Annotated in this window: 16 protein-coding genes; 8 read left to right on the forward strand and 8 right to left on the reverse strand. The window is 73.3% G+C overall.

Annotation, left to right across the window (positions count from 1 at the left end; all coding sequences use genetic code 11):
• Nucleotides 1-63: 63 nt before the first annotated feature.
• Nucleotides 64-786 (reverse strand): TetR/AcrR family transcriptional regulator, encoded by a 723-nt coding sequence (locus OG774_RS20835; protein ID WP_328303923.1) that lies wholly within the window; start codon nt 784-786, stop codon nt 64-66.
• Nucleotides 787-861: 75 nt separating this feature from the next.
• Between OG774_RS20835 and OG774_RS20840 the strand changes: the two genes are divergently transcribed.
• Both OG774_RS20840 and OG774_RS20845 read left to right on the forward strand, forming a co-directional pair.
• Nucleotides 862-1,413 carry an SCP2 sterol-binding domain-containing protein gene (locus OG774_RS20840; RefSeq protein WP_328303925.1) on the forward strand — a complete coding sequence of 184 codons (552 nt, stop codon included), beginning with the start codon at nt 862-864 and terminating at the stop codon, nt 1,411-1,413.
• Nucleotides 1,414-1,426: 13 nt separating this feature from the next.
• The gene (locus tag OG774_RS20845) at nt 1,427-2,638 is read left to right on the forward strand and encodes an acyl-CoA dehydrogenase family protein (RefSeq protein WP_328303927.1); all 1,212 of its coding nucleotides are present in this window, start codon (nt 1,427-1,429) and stop codon (nt 2,636-2,638) included.
• A 42-nt stretch (nt 2,639-2,680) separates the two neighbouring features.
• On the opposite strand, the gene OG774_RS20850 is transcribed toward OG774_RS20845, so the two are convergent.
• From OG774_RS20850 to OG774_RS20860, 3 genes are all read right to left on the reverse strand, one after another.
• Nucleotides 2,681-2,935, reverse strand: a complete 255-nt coding sequence (locus OG774_RS20850; RefSeq protein WP_328303929.1) for a hypothetical protein — start codon at nt 2,933-2,935, stop codon at nt 2,681-2,683.
• A gap of 291 nt (nt 2,936-3,226) precedes the next feature.
• Complete coding sequence (locus OG774_RS20855; protein ID WP_274197748.1) at nt 3,227-3,406, reverse strand: YegP family protein; 180 nt, start codon at nt 3,404-3,406, stop codon at nt 3,227-3,229.
• 146 nt (nt 3,407-3,552) lie between these two features.
• Complete coding sequence (locus OG774_RS20860; protein ID WP_328303932.1) at nt 3,553-3,981, reverse strand: limonene-1,2-epoxide hydrolase family protein; 429 nt, start codon at nt 3,979-3,981, stop codon at nt 3,553-3,555.
• A 97-nt stretch (nt 3,982-4,078) separates the two neighbouring features.
• Here OG774_RS20860 and OG774_RS20865 point away from each other — a divergent pair, with 97 nt between their 5' ends.
• A complete protein-coding gene (locus OG774_RS20865) occupies nt 4,079-5,287 on the forward strand; it encodes an acyl-CoA dehydrogenase family protein (RefSeq protein ID WP_328303934.1) in 1,209 nt (402 codons plus the stop codon).
• On the opposite strand, the gene OG774_RS20870 is transcribed toward OG774_RS20865, so the two are convergent.
• On the reverse strand, nt 5,280-6,683 hold the full coding sequence (locus tag OG774_RS20870; protein ID WP_328303936.1) for a cytochrome P450: 1,404 nt from the start codon (nt 6,681-6,683) through the stop codon (nt 5,280-5,282). The genes OG774_RS20865 and OG774_RS20870 overlap by 8 nt on opposite strands.
• A 107-nt stretch (nt 6,684-6,790) precedes the next feature.
• Between OG774_RS20870 and OG774_RS20875 the strand changes: the two genes are divergently transcribed.
• The 5 genes from OG774_RS20875 to OG774_RS20895 all read left to right on the forward strand — a co-directional run bounded on the left by OG774_RS20875 (nt 6,791) and on the right by OG774_RS20895 (nt 14,312).
• Nucleotides 6,791-7,189, forward strand: coding sequence for an SRPBCC family protein (locus OG774_RS20875; RefSeq protein WP_328303938.1), 399 nt, complete (start codon nt 6,791-6,793; stop codon nt 7,187-7,189).
• Between the two features lie 4 nt (nt 7,190-7,193).
• The gene (locus OG774_RS20880) at nt 7,194-7,748 is read left to right on the forward strand and encodes a metallophosphoesterase family protein (protein ID WP_328303940.1); all 555 of its coding nucleotides are present in this window, start codon (nt 7,194-7,196) and stop codon (nt 7,746-7,748) included.
• A 329-nt stretch (nt 7,749-8,077) separates the two neighbouring features.
• A complete protein-coding gene (locus OG774_RS20885) occupies nt 8,078-10,777 on the forward strand; it encodes a glycosyltransferase family 2 protein (RefSeq protein WP_328303942.1) in 2,700 nt (899 codons plus the stop codon).
• A 208-nt stretch (nt 10,778-10,985) separates the two neighbouring features.
• Nucleotides 10,986-12,944, forward strand: coding sequence for a galactose oxidase early set domain-containing protein (locus tag OG774_RS20890; protein WP_328303944.1), 1,959 nt, complete (start codon nt 10,986-10,988; stop codon nt 12,942-12,944).
• 222 nt (nt 12,945-13,166) lie between these two features.
• Nucleotides 13,167-14,312 (forward strand): glycoside hydrolase family 6 protein, encoded by a 1,146-nt coding sequence (locus OG774_RS20895; protein ID WP_328303946.1) that lies wholly within the window; start codon nt 13,167-13,169, stop codon nt 14,310-14,312.
• Nucleotides 14,313-14,366: 54 nt separating this feature from the next.
• Here OG774_RS20895 and OG774_RS20900 read toward each other — a convergent pair whose 3' ends face one another.
• The 3 genes from OG774_RS20900 to OG774_RS20910 all read right to left on the reverse strand — a co-directional run bounded on the left by OG774_RS20900 (nt 14,367) and on the right by OG774_RS20910 (nt 16,508).
• A complete protein-coding gene (locus OG774_RS20900; RefSeq protein WP_328303948.1) occupies nt 14,367-15,221 on the reverse strand; it encodes an NAD(P)-dependent oxidoreductase in 855 nt (284 codons plus the stop codon).
• Nucleotides 15,222-15,230: 9 nt separating this feature from the next.
• Nucleotides 15,231-15,809 carry a peroxidase-related enzyme gene (locus OG774_RS20905; protein ID WP_328303950.1) on the reverse strand — a complete coding sequence of 193 codons (579 nt, stop codon included), beginning with the start codon at nt 15,807-15,809 and terminating at the stop codon, nt 15,231-15,233.
• Between the two features lie 198 nt (nt 15,810-16,007).
• Nucleotides 16,008-16,508 (reverse strand): hypothetical protein, encoded by a 501-nt coding sequence (locus OG774_RS20910; RefSeq protein ID WP_328303952.1) that lies wholly within the window; start codon nt 16,506-16,508, stop codon nt 16,008-16,010.
• Between the last annotated feature and the right edge of the window lie 71 nt (nt 16,509-16,579).

Genomic DNA, 16,579 nt, shown 5'->3' on the forward strand with positions numbered 1-16,579 from the left:
TCGGGCTCTCTACGGCCTGCCCTAGACGGGGCGAGAGAACGCGATCGCGCTCTCTATCAGTGTCTAGTCGTCGGGCGAGACGGGGGAATACGGCCCGATGCCGCGTCCCGCGCCCGTCCGGCCCCGCGGGTCCTGCGGCGGGCTCCAGACCCGGCCGGAGCGCAGGGCGTCCAGCCCCGGCCAGGCCGCGGACATGAGCATGCCCGCGAGGACGTCCGCGGCGTCGTCGCCGGTCACCGGCGCGGGTCCGGTCAGCCACCAGTCCGCGAGCCCCTCGGCCGCCCCGACCAGGGTGTGCGCGTACGGGCGCACGGCCTCCTGCGGCATACCGAGCCCGTCGGCCATGAGGGCGGCGGCCTGCGCGACGATCCGGCCGCGCAGGGCGTCGACCTCGCCGGCGAACTCGCCCGTCGACGCCTGCCGATAGAGCACCGTCCAGCCCGCACGGCGGGTGGTGAGCGCGTGGAAGAAGGCGCGCAGGCCGAGCCAGAGCCGGGTCTGGGGGTCGTTCGACGTGTCCTCGGTGGCCGCCCCGGATGATGCGGCCTCGACGGAGCGCAGGAGGCGCTCGGCCTCCCGCTGCAGACACGCCGCGAACAGCTCGTCCTTGCTGCCGCCGTGGGCGTAGACCATCGGCTTCGACAGCCCGGCGCGCGCGGCGACGTCGTCCATCGACGCACCGTGGAACCCCTGCTCCGAGAACACCGCGACGGCGGCGTCGAGCACCTGGCGCCGGCGCACCTCGGGAGCGAGACGCTGCCGTGCCGGACGTGCGGTGGGGGTCACGCTGGCGAATCCAATCTACCGATGCGTAAAGTAGTGCTCGATGGCGGGACCGCAGGGACCGCATACCCCGCGACGATGCCGGAGTCGACCGTGCCCGAGAAGATCGACGTGAACGAGCTGGGGCGCAGTGTCGACCCCAAGTCCCTCTCCGAGGAAGAGCTGGTGGGCGCCCTGCGGGACGGCCTGGCCGGCGGCGGTGCGAAGGACATCGACCCCTCCCTGTTCGCGCGGCTGGTGAAGAGCACGGGCAAGGGCCAGCTCGAGGCCGTCATGTCCTCGGAGGTGCGCCGGCCCGTTCTCGACGCCATCTTCGGCAGGATGGCCGAGTTCTACTCCTCCAAGGGGTCGAGCGCGAAGCGCCAGGTCGTGCACTGGCACGTCACCGGCGCCCCCGGCGGGGGTGACGACAGCTACCAGACGGCGATGCAGCACGGCACCTGCGAGGTGTCCGAGGAGCTCGCCGAGGAGCCGCGCACCGAGCTCTCGATGGACGGCGTGCAGTTCCTCAAGGTGGTCACGAACAACGCGTCGCCGATCACGCTGTTCATGACGCGCAAGCTCAAGGTGTCGGGCGACGTCGGGTTCGCGACGGCGCTGCAGAAGATGTTCACGATCCCCTCGGCGTGACAGGAGTCCCGCGATGACCTTCTCCATGGAGCTCTCCGAGGAGCACGACGACCTCCGCGACTGGGCCCACGGGTTCGCCGCCGAGGTGATCCGCCCGGCCGCCGCCGAGTGGGACGAGCGCGAGGAGACCCCGTGGCCCGTCCTGCAGGAGGCCGCGAAGATCGAGCTCTACAACTTCGAGACCCTGGCCAGCTTCTGGGGTGACGAGACGGGCCTGAGCCTGCCGCTCGTCAACGAGGAGCTGTTCTGGGGCGACGGCGGCATCGGGATGGCCATCTTCGGCACCACCCTCGCCGTCGCCGGCATCTTCTCCTCGGGCACGCCCGAGCAGATGGTCGAGTGGATCCCCCAGTGCTACGGCGACGCCGCCGACGTGAAGGTGGCGGCGTTCTGCTCCTCGGAGCCCGAGTCCGGCTCGGACGTCTCGGCGATGCGCACCCGCGCGGTGTACGACGAGGCCAAGGACGAGTGGACGCTCACCGGCGCCAAGGCGTGGGCGACCAACGGCGGCATCGCCAACATCCACGTCGTGCAGGCCGTCGTCGACCCGTCGCTGGGCTCGCGCGGCCAGGCGGCGTTCGTGGTCCCGCCGGACACCCCGGGCCTCGAGTCCACCCGCAAGATCAAGAAGATGGGCCTGCGCGCGTCGCACACCGCGGACGTCTTCCTCGACGACGTCAAGGTCCCCGGGTCCTGCCTGCTCGGCGGCAAGGAGAAGCTCGACGAGCGCCTGGCCCGCGCCCGCGAGGGCGTGAAGTCCAAGGGCTCGTCGGCGATGCAGACCTTCGAGCTCTCGCGCCCGACGGTGGGTTCGCAGGCGATCGGGATCGCCCGGGGCGCCTACGAGTACGCCCTCGAGTACGCGAAGACCCGCGAGACGTTCGGGCGCCCGATCATCGACAACCAGTCGATCGCGTTCACGCTCGCGGACATGAAGACCGAGATCGACGCGGCCCGCATGCTCGTCTGGCGCGCCGCCTGGATGGGCCGCAACGGCGTGGCCTTCGAGGCCGGCGAGGGATCGATGTCGAAGCTCAAGGCCGGCCGCGTCGCGGTCTGGGCCACCGAGCGCGCGATCCAGATACTCGGCGGCGCCGGCTACTCCCGCGAGCACCCCGTCGAGCGGATGCACCGCGACTCGAAGATCTACGACATCTTCGAGGGCACCGAGCAGATCCAGCAGCTCGTCATCGCCCGTGCCATCTCGGGGCGCCACATCGCCTGACGCCCCCGTGGCTCCCCGGCGCCCGTGTCGGCGCCGGGGCGCTCAGGGCTCGCCGAGGCGCCAGTGGCCTCGCGGCCGCGGGATCGCCACCGGGTGGTGGCGCGCGATCCGCACATCGGCGGCGTACTCGCCGGCGCCGATCAGGGCGTGGCGCCGCCGTTCGGCCTCGTGATGGGCCGCCGTCAGGCCGTAGGGCCCGTACGCATCGCGGAACCGCCCGCTGCGATCGACCACCACCACGAGGTACTCGCTCGCGTCGCGTCGCTCACCGTCGGTGCGGTGTGCCTGTCCGTCCATCCACTCCCCCCGGAGCACGACCACGGACGGGGTGGACGAACGTCCAGCGTGGCCCGGCCGTGGACCGCGCGGCCGCAGGTCGTGCGGGCCGCGCGAATGACGGAGGACAGGGGACCCGACCCGGCGGAGGTCGGAGGAACGGGTCGCCCCTCCTGGCTGCGCCGGCCTGTCAACCGTCTCGCTGTGTGTCCAGGCTATCCGACGACCGGGGAAGGTGACACGGCCGGACCACCCGTACGGGTGGTCCGGCCCAGGTCCTCGGCCCAAGGTCGACGGCTCAGGGTCGGCGGCTCAGGCGCTCTCCTCGATGGGCGCGCCGGTGGCGGCCTTCTGGACCGACTCGCAGCCCTTCTTGGCGGCGGCCTTCGTCTCGTAGGCCTCGCCGGACGCGACGATCTGGCCGTTGCTGGCCTTGAGACGGAACCGGAACTTGCCGGCCTTGTCCTCGTACACCTCGAACTTGCCCGCCATGACGATCCTCCGCTCGGTGCTGAACGTGCTGGTCGCCGGCGGACGTTAGCGCGAACGGACCCGGTGTGGATGCACCCGTCCGGGCGTGCCGTCCGCGTCGACCGGGAACGGTGACCAGGGGCGATCTGGCGTACACCCGACGGGCGTCAGCGCCGTCCCGGCAGCAGCGACACCAGCGCCCGGCCCGTCCCCGCGAGCAGCGCACCGGTGACCGCGGCCCAGTCGAAGTAGTCGCGCCAGAGCGTGATCACCCCGTCGTGCACCTCGAACGTGCCGCACACCCAGAACGAGGTGCGCAGCCGACCGATCTCGATGGTGTCCGTCCGCTCGGTGAGCACCACCGGCCCGTCGGCGACCACGCGGTGGTTCTCCGCGCGGAAGCCGGTGGCGCGGCTCGTGAGCAGGCCGAGCACCCGGCGGGTGGCCTCGCGCCCGCGTGCCGGGGGCAGCGACACGTTCTCGTAGACGACGTCGGGGTGCAGGCGCGCACAGGCGGCGTCGACGTCGAGGCGCTCGAGGTCGGCGAGGAAGGCGCGGACGACCCGCGCCGGATCGGTCTCGTCGGGTGCGGTCATGGCGTCATCCTGCGCTCCGGGGCGTGGTGGCCCCGCCCACGGGGAACCGCCGTCGGGAGTGGGCGGGCCGACCGCCCCGACGAGGGGATGATCCGCGATGCCGGTCGACAGCGACGCGCCGCTCACCGAGGCCCTCGGGACGGACTTCTTCTCCGTGCGCCGGCGCTTCAACGACGCGCAGTGGGAGACGTTCATGGCGGTCCGCCGCTACGTCGACCGCGTGGTGTCCCCGGCCGCGCCCGCGGCGTGGGACGCCGCGGAGATGCCGTGGGAGGTCATCCGCGGGTTGCCCGACCTCGAGATCGTCGGCGACGACATCGAGGGCTACGGGTGCCCGGGGCACGACCCGCTGACCTGCGGCCTGGTGGCCATGGAGCTCGCCCGCGGCGACGGCAGCCTCGCGACGTTCCACGCCGTGCAGTCGGGGCTCGCGATGAAGTCGATCGCGATGCTCGGCTCCGAGGAGCAGAAGCAGGAGTTCCTGCCCGCGATGGCCCGCCTCGACCTCGTCGGAGCCTTCGGCCTCACCGAGCCCGAGCACGGCTCCGACTCGGTCTCGCTGGAGACCACGGCCCGCCGGGACGGTGACGACTGGATCCTCGACGGGCGCAAGCGCTGGATCGGCAACGGCAGCATCGCCGGGCGGACGGTCGTCTGGGCGCGGGACACCGGGACCAACACCGTCCTCGGCTTCCTCGTCGACACCACGACACCCGGCTACGAGGGCACCGTGATCCCCCGCAAGGGCTCGATGCGCTCGGTGTGGCAGGCCGACGTCAGCCTCGACGGAATGCGGGTGCCCGAGCGCGATCGGCTGCCGGGGGCGGAGAGCTTCAAGGACACGGGCCGCGTGCTGGCCACCACCCGCGGCACGTGCGCGTGGATGGCGCTCGGGCACGCGACCGCCGGCTACGACGCCGCACTGCGCTACGTCCTGGAGCGCGAGCAGTTCGGGCAGCCGCTCGCCGCGAACCAGATCATCCAGGACAAGCTCGTGAAGATGCTCGCGGAGCTGACCGGGATGCAGCTCTACTGCATGCAGATCGCGCAGCTCGCCGAGGACCAGCCGGAGAACAGGGACCTCGCACCGACGATCGCCGGGCTCGCCAAGATGAACAACACGCGCAAGGCCCGGTGGATCCTCGCCGAGGCGCGCGACATGCTCGGCGGCAACGGGATCCTGCTCGACAACCACGTCATGCGGCACATGGCCGACATCGAGTCGATCCACACCTTCGAGGGCACCGAGACCATCCAGACCCTCATCGTCGGGCGCGAGATCACGGGCCACAGCGCCTTCACGTGACCCGGGCGACCGCCGGCTCGAGGCGCACGGGCAGTTCCGCGTAGCCGCGCAGGATGCGCGTCGGACGGCGACGTGCGGGGCCGGCCGGCGCGAGGTGGGGGTGGCGCTCGAACAGGGCGCGCAGCGCGACCTCGCCCTCCATGCGCGCGAGCTGCGCCCCGAGGCAGAAGTGCGGCCCGCTGGAGAACGCGAGGTGCTCCTTGGCGTTCGCCCGCGCGACGTCGAACGTGCCCGGGTCGGTGAAGACGTGCGGGTCGCGGTTGGCGCCCGCGAGCACCGTCACCACGAGGTCGCCCTCGGCCACGGCGGTGCCGGCGACCTCGGTGTCGCGCTTGGCCCGGCGCGCGGTGCGCTCGACGGGCGGGTCGAAGCGCAGGATCTCGTCGACGGCGTTCGGCCACAGGTCGGGCTCCGCGACGAGCCGTTCGCGCTGATCGGGGTGGGCGAAGAGCTGCGCGGTGCCGTTGCCGATGAGGTTCACCGTCGTCTCGAACCCGGCGGCGAGCACGAGCAGCGCCGTGGACACCAGCTCCTGTTCGGACAGGCCCGCGCCGTCGTCGTCGACCTCGCCGACGAGGCTCGAGAGCAGGTCGTCCCCGGGTTCGCGCCGGAGCCGGCGCAGGTGCTCGCGCATCCAGTCGTTCAGCGCCGCGAGGTTGGCCTCCATGCTCGCGTGCGCCCGCCGGGTCAGGCCCATGTCGAGCGAGGTGGCCGCGCCGTCGCCCCAGCTCAGGAACTGCTCGCGCATCGAGGTGGGCACCCCGAGCATCTCGCTGATCACGGTGACCGGCAGCAGGCTCGCGTAGTGCGCGACGAGGTCCACGGTGCGGCCGTCGCCGTCCCGGGCGGCCCGGTCCATGTCGTCGAGGAGCTCCTGGGCGACCTCGGTGGTGCGCTCGCGCAGCGCCGCCACACGGCGCGCGGTGAAGGCCCGGTTGACGAGCTTGCGGTAGCGCGGGTGATCCGGCGCGTCGACCGCGAGCATCGAGGGCGGCTCGATCGGGCCCGGGTTCCGTGGCGGGCCGGCCAGGGCGAGCGCCGCCCGCGCCGGCGCGGGCACGACCTGCGTGGGGTGGGTGACGCCGAAGTCGTCGCTGCGCAGCACCGCCGTGGACACGTCGTGGTGGACGGTCAGCCGGGCGAACGCGCCGGGCGCGAAGGGGTACGACGACCGCAGGGTCTCGTAGTGCGGGAAGGGGTCGGCCTGCATCACCGGGTCGAGCAGCAGGCGGGCGTCCGGATTGCCGGCGCGCACCTGGCGGCGGATCGCCGCGCGCATGAGCCCGTGGGTGGCGCCCCACCGCAGCGTCGTCCCGAAGGACGAGGACGCGACGGACGAGGCGACGGACCGGCCGACCGACGCGGCGACGGACGAGGGCAGCGACGACAGGGCCACGGGGGCCTCCCGGTGTCGGTTCGGTACATGGACGTACCAGGGTGCGTCGAAACCATACTCGGAGTATGTGTTCGTCGTCCAGGCCCGTCGCGGGTACGCCCCCGACCGTGCAGACGACCCTCCGCGCCACGGGACCGCTCCCCGCCGACCAGGCGTGGGAGCGCTACGCCGACCTCGACCGCTGGCCGCGCTGGGCGCCCCAGATCTCCGGCGTGACCGTCTCCGGCCCGGGCCCGCGCCGGCTGCGTCCCGGGCTCGAGGGCACGGTGCGTGCGGCCGGGCTGGTGCACGTCCCCTTCGAGGTCCTCGCCGTGGACGAGCAGGCCCGCACCTGGTCGTGGCGGGTCCGGGTCGGGCCGGTCACCCTGACCCTCGACCACGGGATCGAGGACCTCGGCGCCGGCGGCACCCGCACCTGGCTGCGCACCACGGGTCCCGCCCTCGTCGTCCTGCTCTACTCGCCGGTGGCCTTCGTCGCGCTGCACGCGCTGCTGCTGGAGCGGTGATCGCGTGACCGCGGCGACCACCAGGCTGCTGATCACCAGCGACACCCACCTCCCCGTGCGCCGACCGACCCGACGGGTGCTGCCCGACCCCGTCTGGGAGGCCCTCGACGCCGCCGACGTCGTGGTGCACGCGGGCGACTGGATGGACCCCGAGCTGCTCGACGCGTTCGAGCAGCGGTCGGCGCGCCTGGTCGCCTGCTGGGGCAACAACGACGGCGAGGCGCTGCGCGCGCGGCTCCCGGAGACGGCGATCGCCGAGATCGACGGGGTGCGCCTGGCGGTCACCCACGAGACCGGCGCCGCCACGGGCCGCGAGCGCCGCTGCGACGCCCGGTTCGGGCCGGACGGCGACACCCCCGTCGACGTGCTCGTGTTCGGGCACAGCCACATCCCGTGGGACTCGACGACCCCCGGCGGGGTCCGCCTGCTCAACCCCGGCTCGCCCACCGAGCGCCGTCGTGAGCCCGTCTGCACCTACATGACGGCCGAGATCCGCGACGGCGGACTGGCCGCCGTGGAGCGTCACGACCTCCCACCCGGTGGCGCCGGTCGGTCGTGACCGCACTACCGTGCGTCATCGGTCACGGATGGGTGTCGTTGCGGGTGACGACGGTGCGGTCTCCCTCGAACGGGCCAACGTTGTGCGATGTTTCGGGGTGCCGGGGCCCGGACCGGCCGAAGAACGTCCCCCTGGGTGAGCACGGTGGGTGATGGCCTTACCGTTTTCCGGGACCGTTGACCACGACGGTTCCGGCGAGGAGATGACCGACGGGAGGACCGCACGTCGGCGGCGACCGCCCCTCGCGGGCCCGTGAGGGGCCGTGATGACGACGGGAGGCTCGTGACGACCGACCACTCGGTGTCGCGAGAATCGAGACGAAACGGCCGATGACCCTTCTTGCCGAGCGACCCCCGGATGAGGTCGACGAGTCCGAACTCGTCGTCGGCCGACGCATCCAGGAGTTCTCCCAGCTCGCCGGGCCGATCCGCGAGCCCGACCCCGCCGAGGGCGCCTACCGGGTGGCCTACCGCGGGGTCGACGCCGTGCACGGTCGCGGTCGGGTCGCCCGGTCCCTGCTCGTCGCCGGTCTGAACCTCGCCTTCGAGGCCCTCTTCTTCCTCTGGCTGCTGCACCCCTCGCACCGGCCGCCGGTCTTCGGCTCGACCTTCGCGATCTACGCGAACTGGGTCGTCATCGGCTCGATCGGTCTCATGGAGCTCCTGCGGCTGATCAACGTCTTCTCGCTGTCGCTCGCCTCGGTGATCTCCCGCGACCCGGTGCCCGTGCCCCCGCGGCCGGACCAGCGCATCGCCTTCCTCACGACGATCGTGCCGAGCAAGGAACCCATCGACGTCGTGCGCGGCACGCTCCAGGCGGCGCTGCGCATCCAGTACGACGGGATCCTCGACGTCTGGATCCTCGACGAGGGGGACGACCCGGACGTCAAGGCGATGTGCCGCGAGCTGGGCGTCAACCACTTCACCCGCAAGGGGATCGAGAAGTACAACCAGCGCAAGGGCGCGTTCAAGGCCAAGACCAAGCACGGCAACTACAACGCCTGGGTGTCCGAGCACGGCGACTCGTACGAGGTCTTCCTCTCCGTCGACCCCGACCACGTGCCGCTGCCCAACTACGCCGAGCGGATCCTCGGCTACTTCCGCGACCCGGACGTCGCCTACGTCGTGGGCCCCCAGTGCTACGCCAACGACGAGACGTTCGTGACGCGCGCGGCGGAGTCGCAGCAGTTCCCGTTCCACTCGCTGATCCAGCGCGCGGCGAACCGCTACAACGCCGCGATGCTGGTCGGTACGAACAACGCCATCCGGATCAGCGCGCTGCGGGCCGTCGGCGGCCTCTCGGACTCGATCACCGAGGACATGGCCACCGGCCTGAAGTTCCACACGCGGCGCAACCCGGCGTCCGGGCGGCGGTGGAAGTCGGTCTACACCCCCGACGTGCTGGCGGTCGGCGAGGGACCGTCGTCCTGGGGCGACTTCTTCTCCCAGCAGATGCGCTGGTCGCGCGGCACCTTCGAGGTGCTGCTCAAGGAGATGATCTTCCGGCTGCCGCGCCTCTCGCCGGGCCGGGCGCTGCACTACGTCCTGATCACGACGTTCTACCCGTCGATGGCCATCGGCTGGGTGCTCGGCGCGGTCAACGCCTGCCTCTTCCTGGCCCTGGGCGTCCAGGGCGTGGTCGTGCCGGTGCAGCTGTGGCTGGCGCTCTACATCGACGCGACCGCGTTCCAGCTCTGGGTCTACCTGCGCAACCGCCGCTACAACGTCAGCCCCTACGAGCCCGAGGGTTCCTCGGGCATCAAGGGCATGCTGATGTCGATCTTCGCGGCGCCGATCTTCGCGGCGTCCCTGATCGCGACGATCCTGCGGCTGCCGGCCAAGTTCGTCGTCACGCCGAAGGGCCTGTCGTCCAGCGCCGACCACATCCTGACCTTCCGCCGTCACCTGCAGTGGGCGGCGCTGCTCATCGGCGCGATCGTGCTCGCGATCCTGCAGGGCTACGCCGCGCCCGCCGTGCTGCTGTGGCCGGCGGTCGCGCTGGCCGCCTGCCTCGCGCCGCCCGTGCTGTGCCTGGTCGAGCGCATCGTCGGCCGCCAACCGGCCATCGACGCCGCGCCGCCCGCCGTGCTGCCCGACGGCCGCTCGGGCATCACCACCGAATCTCTCGAGCGCGCCGCGCTCGACGCCCTGCTCGCGGCCGGCACCGCCACCCGCCGCTCGCCCCGCCCGGAGGCCGTGCCCGCCGGCGTCGGGGCGCGCGAGGCCGACCGCACCGGGGCCGTCTCCGAGGGCGACCTGCCCGCCGGCTGGGTCCGCACCGCCTCGCTCGCCGGCCGCGACCGCCGGGCCGGGACCGACGGCGCCCCGAAGCCGACCCCGCGCGACGGACGCCCGGACCGGCCCACCCCGGACCGGCCCACCCCGGGCCGTCGCCACGCCCGCGACGACACCCCCGTCGTGGACCCCACGCCGTCCCCGGTGCCGCGGGCGCGCCCCACGCCGGGCCCGGCGCCCCAGCCCGGACCGCAGGGCCAGCCCGGACCGCAGGGCCAGCCCGGACCGCAGGGCCAGCCCGGACCGCAGGGCCAGCCCGGCCAGCCGCCGCGGCCCGGACCCCACCCGGGTCCGCAGGCCCCGCAGGCCCCGCAGGGCCCCCGCGTCCCGCCGGCCCGCCGCCCGCACCGTCCGCCGTCCCGCCGGGAGCACGTCCCCCCGGCGGGGCCCCGGAACCGCGTCCCCGGCCCACGCCGCGTCCGGCGCCCAGCCCGTTCCCGGCCCCGCCGGTCCGTCCGGGCGAGCGTCCGGCGGCCGCCGAGCACGGCGGCCGCTACGTCGCCCCCGCGGCCGAGCACCAGGGTGCGGTCCCGCCGCCGCCCGCGCCGCGGCCCGACGGGCGCCCGGGCGAGACCCCGGTCGGCCGTCCGACCCCGCCGTCGCCGGCACCCCGTCCGGACGCCGCCCCGGGCCGTGGCCCCGAGCGGACCCCGCGCCCCGGCCCGCGTCGCGAGCGCCCGCCGATGCTGTTCTCCACCCCGGCGGAGCTCGAGGCCGAGGGGACCGAGGCCGTGATGCCGGTCTCGGTGGGGTCTAGCATCGGTAACGAAACAGCAAAGCGACACGACGGACGAGACGGTGGGAGCCGCGCGCCCGACACCGGCTCGGTCAATGCACCGACGGTCGCCGTGCGTGTGGTGGCACTGGCCGCGGTGGCCGGTCCTGCCCGGCAGGAACCCGCAGGGGTGCCGCCGGACATCGAAGGGCGACGGACGGAGGCGAGTTGATCGAGCAGGGGCTGACCAGGCGGGTCAAGCGTTTCCTGCTCCTCGTCGTCGTCCCCGCGGTCATGCTCGGCGTGAACGTCCCGCCGGCCTGGGCGTGGATCTCCGAGCTCCGGCACCAGCAGCTGATCAACAGCCAGGAGTACAAGGAGCAGTTCGGCAAGTGGGACGTCGTGGACCTCCCCGACGACCAGAAGGTCAACGCGATCCACGCGGCCGTGCTCCCGACGGGGCGCATCCTCCTCATCGCCGGTTCCGGCAACAAGGAGGACATGTTCAACGCGGGGACCTTCAAGAGCCTCGTCTACGACCCCGCGACGGGACGTAGCCGCGTCATCCCCACGCCCGACGACATGTTCTGCGCCGGCCACACGTTCCTGGGCAACGGCAACCTGCTCATCGCGGGCGGCACCCAGCGCTACGAGCGCCTCGACGGTGCGGTGGTCAACGCCGCCGGCGGCGTGACGGTCAAGAACGAGGACCCGGACGCGGCGCCGCGCACCTTCCCCGCCGGCACGGAGTTCCTCTCGCCGGAGGGCCTCGTCTACCGCGCAGGCCACGCGTTCACGGTGCAGCCGGCGAACAAGGTCGCGACGCGACGCGGCGCGACGGTCACCGCCAGCGAGACCATCGTCTTCGCCGAGGCCGTGGCGCCCGGTCCGCAGTACGTGGCCGTCGGCCCGAAGCAGTACTCGGTGGGTGGGCTCACCCCCGTCGAGGGGCAGAACATCTACGCCCTCGGCCAGGCGATGACCATGGAGAAGCAGGACTACCAGGGCATCGAGGAGACCTACGAGTTCAACCCGTTCACCGAGACCTACGAGCGCGTCGGGGACATGTTCTTCAAGCGCTGGTACCCGACGCTGACGCCGCTCGCGAACGGCAGCGTCATCGCGGTCTCGGGTCTCGACGGCACGGGCGAGATCCTCAACGGGCAGAACGAGATCTACGACCCGGCCACCCGGCGGTGGACCGAGCGCAAGGACCTCACCCAGTACTTCCCGACCTACCCGGCGCTGTTCCAGACCGCGCGCGAGGACCAGCTGTTCTACTCCGGCGCGAACGCCGGGTACGGCTCGTCGGAGCTCGGCCGCGTCCCGGGCATGTGGAACCTCGAGAACAACATCTTCACGCCGATCCCCGGCATGCGTGACCCCGATCTGCTGGAGACCGCGGGCTCGGCCTGGGTCGGCCCCGTTCAGGATCAGCGGGTGGCCGTGGTCGGCGGCGGCGGCGTCGGCGAGAGCCCGCGGTCGAGCGCCCGGATCGACACGATCGACCTCAAGAGCCCGAACCCGACGTGGACGCCGGGGCCGATGCTGCCCGAGGGCACGCGCTACCCGAACCTGACGACGCTGCCGGACGACTCGCTGCTGATCAGCAACGGGTCGCGCGACTATCGCGGCAAGGGCAACTCCAACAACCACAACGCGCGCCTCTACCGGCCGGCGACCAACACGCTCGACTACGCCGCGGACCCGCAGGTGGGCCGGAACTACCACTCGGCGTCGATGCTGCTGCCCGACGGGCGCGTCATGACGGTGGGCTCGGATCCCCTGTTCGACGACGCCGCCGGCACGATCCCCGGCACGTTCGAGCAGCGCATCGAGATCTACACGCCGCCGTACCTGTTCCGCGGGCCGCAGCCGACGGTCGGCGAGGCCCCCACGACGCTCGCGCTCGGGCGCACCGCCGAGGTCCCGACGCCCGACGCCGCGCGCATCACCAGCGCCCGCCTCATGGCGCCGATGGCGTCGACCCACGTCACCGACGTCGGGCAGCGCTCGATCGCGCTGGACATGACGAAGACCGACACCGGCGTCTCGGTGACCCTGCCGGAGGACCGCACGCTCGCCCCCGCGGGCCGCTACATGCTCTTCCTCGTGGACGACCGCGGCGTGCCGTCCCAGGCGCGCTGGGTCGAGGTACCGGAGGCCGGGCCGGCGGCCGCATCGTGACCCCCGTCGCTCGCTCCCGGCGGGTCGGGGAGCTCGACGATCGCGATCCGGGCCCCTGCTCGGGTGACAGCCGGGTGAGCGGACGGCCGGCCGCGTCGGGCGGCGCCTCCCCCCACACCGGCGCCACGGGGTGGCCTGGGAGCCTAGGTCCGAATGGACGACACGCCCGGGGGTGGCACGACGGTGGCACGTGAGACGCACGGACGACGCGGTGGAGCGGAGGTGTCGAAGTTGCCGGAGAAGATGCCGGGGATGCCGGAAGCCGACACCGAGCCCATCCGGATCGAGCCGCGCGGTGCCGAGCCGCGCGGTGCCGAGACCCGCGGTGCCGAGCGCCGCGATGGCTCCCGCCGGACCCGCCGCGGATGGCTCGTGGCCGGGGTGGCCGCCGTGACCGTCGTCGCCACCGCCCTGGGCGTCGCCGCCTGCAGCGGCGACTCCGGCGAGGGAGGCTCCGAGGGCGCCCCACCGGTCGCCCCGGCCGCCTCGGAGTTCTGGGTCGACCCGTCGTCGTCCGCCGCTCGTCAGATCGAGCAGTGGCGCTCCGAGGGACGCACCGAGGACGCCGCGGCACTCGAGAAGATCGCGCGCCAGCCCCTGGCGATCTGGCCCACCGGCGAGACCGGCGGCGTCGAGGGCGAGGTGGCCGGCGTGGTGTCGCAGGCCCGCGCGGCCGGCCGCACCCCGGTCCTCACGGCCTACAACATCCCCAACCGCGACTGCGGGCAGTACTCGAGCGGCGGCGCCGGGGACGAGGGCGCCTACCGCGAGTGGCTGAGCGCCTTCGCCCGCGGCATGGGCGGCACCCGGTCGGTGGTGGTCCTCGAGCCCGACGCCCTCCCGCAGACGCTGACCAACTGCGAGGGCCAGGGCGAGCAGGAGGGCCGCGAGGAGCTGCTGGCCGAGGCGGTGCGCACGCTCACGGGCGCGGGCGGCGAGGTCTACATCGACGCCGGCAACCCGGGCTTCGTCACCGACATCGGCAAGCTCGCCGACGGGCTGCGCAAGGCGGGGGTCGCGGACGCCGCCGGCTTCGCCCTGAACGTCGCCAACTTCATGGAGACCGAGCAGGTCGAGGCCTACGGCAACCGGGTCTCCGACCAGCTCGGCGGCGCCCGCTACGTCATCGACACCAGCCGCAACGGCAACGGCACCTACAACGGGTCCGAGCAGCCGACCTGGTGCAACCCGCCGGGCCGTGCGCTCGGCACCCCGCCCACGCGCGACACCGGATCGCCGCAGGTCGCGGCGTTCCTCTGGGTCAAGGAGCCGGGCGACTCCGACGGCGACTGCCGCGGGGCCCCCTCCGCCGGCGAGTTCTGGCCGCAGTACGCCCTCGACCTGGCCCGCAACACCCCCGGCGCCTGATCCCTCGTGCGTGATCTTCCCGGCTATCGCCGAGAAGATCACGCACGGAGGGGGTCAGTAGGCGTGGACGACGGCAGCCATGTCCTCGCTGCCGTGGCCGTCGGACGACGCGGCGGCGAGTCGGTCGCGCACCGCGGTCGCCAGCGTGGTGTCCACCCCGGCCTCGCGGAGCGCCGCGGTGATCAGGTCGGTGTCCTTGATGACGCCGTCGAGCTCGAACGAGGGCGTGTAATCGCCGTCGATCATGGCCTTGCCCTTGAGCTGCACGTACGGCGCGTTCACCGCGCCGCCGTCGACGGCGTCGAGGAACTGCTGCGGGTCGACCCCCAGCCCGCGCGCGAGCGCGATCGACTGCGCGATGCCGTTGACCATGACGCCGATCCAGGCGTTGATGGCGAGCTTGAGCCTGCTGGCGTCGCCGATCGTCTCGCTCACCCACTGGGTGCGTGAGCCGATCGCGCCGAAGACAGGCGCCACGGTGTCCCGCAGCGACGACGGACCCGAGGCCAGCACCACCAGCTGACCGTTCTCGGCGGGCGCCTTGGTGCCCAGCATCGGGGTGTCGAGGTAGTCGACGCCGGCGTCGCGTGCGAGCGCGGCGAGCCGGTCGGTGCCCTCGATGCCGACCGTGCTGGCCTGCACCCACACCGCGCCGTCGCGGAACCGCGGGAGGACCGGCTCGATCGTCTGCGCCACGGCGTCGGTGTCGAAGAGCATCGTGAGGACGACGTCGGCGCCGGCGACCGCCTCGGCCGCCGTCTCCGCCACCCGTGCACCGTCGTCGGCGAGGGGCTTCGCCTTCTCGGTGCTGCGGTTCCAGACGGTGACCTCGAGGCCCTCGCGGAGCAGGCTGCGGGTCATCCCCGCGCCCATGATCCCGGTGCCGAGTACTGCGACCGTGGTGCTCATGGAGGCGGCCTACCCTCGTGGCTCGCGGCCCATGCCGAAGAACTCGGCGTTGGGGCGCAGCGCCGTGAGGTGCGCGAGACGGTTGGACATCGCGAACAGGGCGGTGATCGCCCCGATGTCCCAGATCTCCTCGTCGGACAGGCCCGCGTCGCGGGCGTCGTCGAGGTCGTCCTCGCTGAGCGAGGCCGACTCGAGGGCCAGCGACAGCGCCAGGTCGACGACCGCGCGCCGGCGCGGGTCGAGCGACGCGCCGTAGGGGTTGATGCCGACGTGGTCGGCGAGCTCGGGCTCCTTGCTGCGGACGCGCAGGATCGCGCCGTGGGCGACCACGCAGTAGGTGCAGTGGTTGGCGCCGGACGTCGCGACGATCACCAGCTCGCGCTCGGCCTTCGACAGCGGGGACTCCCGCTCCATGAGCGCGTCGTGGTAGTCGAGGAACGCCCGCAGCTCCGCCGGCCGGTGGCCGAGGGCGCGGAAGATGTTGGGGACGAACCCCGAGCGCTCGGCGATGGCGCCGACGCGCTCGCGGAGGTCGTCGGGGAGCTCGTCGAGCTCGACGACGGGGAAGCGGCTGATGGACTCGGTCACGGGCGTGACCGTAGGTTTCCGCCGCCCCGGCGGCCAGTGTCGGCGGGGCTCGGGGTCTGGAGCGAGGGACGCCTCAGCTGCTTGGGGCGCAGGGAAGGTGACCCTCGCTCGATCCATCCCTCTCGCCGCACGTGGAGCGAGGGACGCCTCGGCTGCGTGTGACGCAGCGAGGGTGACCCTCGCTGCGGCTGCGCTGCCTCAGCCCGGTGGACGGAAGGTGATGCCGCAACGTTGCTGGGTGACCTCCTGGATGCGGGTCACCGCGGGCTGGGCCTCGCGCTGGAGGCGGTCGAGGGTCGCGCGGTCGATGCGGGACGGGTCGCCGCCGGTGTCGGCGAGCGAGGCCAGCGCCTGGTCGGTCAGCGACTGCACCGTGCGCCAGTCGCCGGCGATCTCGGGCGGAGCGACGGCGACGAGGTCGGCGACCTGCTGGCGGGCGGCGGCCGAGGACGTCGGCACCCCGCCCTGGCCCGCGCCGGGGGCGGCCTGCTCGCCCTGCACGCGCGTGACGGTGTCGCAGTAGGGGCGCACGGCGGGGTCCGGGGTCGCGGGCGCCGCGGAGGTCGCGGCGGCCGGCGGTGCCGCACCGGGCTGGGTCGCGGCGCCGCCGCACGCGGCCGCACCCAGCACGAGCCCGATCCCGAGGAGCGCGCCGGCACCGGTCCGCGCAGCCCTCCCGCGGCGTGTCCCAGCGCCCACGCCTCGCCCCTCTCGTCCCGGTCGTCGTCCCGGCTCGCCCGCCCTGCTCGACGGCGCATGCTGGCAGGCCG

The organism is Actinomycetospora sp. NBC_00405 (assembly GCF_036044095.1).
Classification (GTDB): domain Bacteria; phylum Actinomycetota; class Actinomycetes; order Mycobacteriales; family Pseudonocardiaceae; genus Actinomycetospora; species Actinomycetospora callitridis.

Excerpts from the sequence above, each read along its gene's own strand:
- OG774_RS20840 (WP_328303925.1), top strand. The coding sequence starts at position 862 with ATGCCGGAGTCGACCGTGCCCGAGAAGATCGACGTGAACGAGCTGGGG.
- OG774_RS20845 (WP_328303927.1), top strand. The coding sequence starts at position 1,427 with ATGACCTTCTCCATGGAGCTCTCCGAGGAGCACGACGACCTCCGCGAC.
- OG774_RS20850 (WP_328303929.1), bottom strand. The coding sequence starts at position 2,935 with ATGGACGGACAGGCACACCGCACCGACGGTGAGCGACGCGACGCGAGC.
- OG774_RS20855 (WP_274197748.1), bottom strand. The coding sequence starts at position 3,406 with ATGGCGGGCAAGTTCGAGGTGTACGAGGACAAGGCCGGCAAGTTCCGG.
- OG774_RS20860 (WP_328303932.1), bottom strand. The coding sequence starts at position 3,981 with ATGACCGCACCCGACGAGACCGATCCGGCGCGGGTCGTCCGCGCCTTC.
- OG774_RS20865 (WP_328303934.1), top strand. The coding sequence starts at position 4,079 with ATGCCGGTCGACAGCGACGCGCCGCTCACCGAGGCCCTCGGGACGGAC.
- OG774_RS20885 (WP_328303942.1), top strand. The coding sequence starts at position 8,078 with ATGACCCTTCTTGCCGAGCGACCCCCGGATGAGGTCGACGAGTCCGAA.
- OG774_RS20900 (WP_328303948.1), bottom strand. The coding sequence starts at position 15,221 with ATGAGCACCACGGTCGCAGTACTCGGCACCGGGATCATGGGCGCGGGG.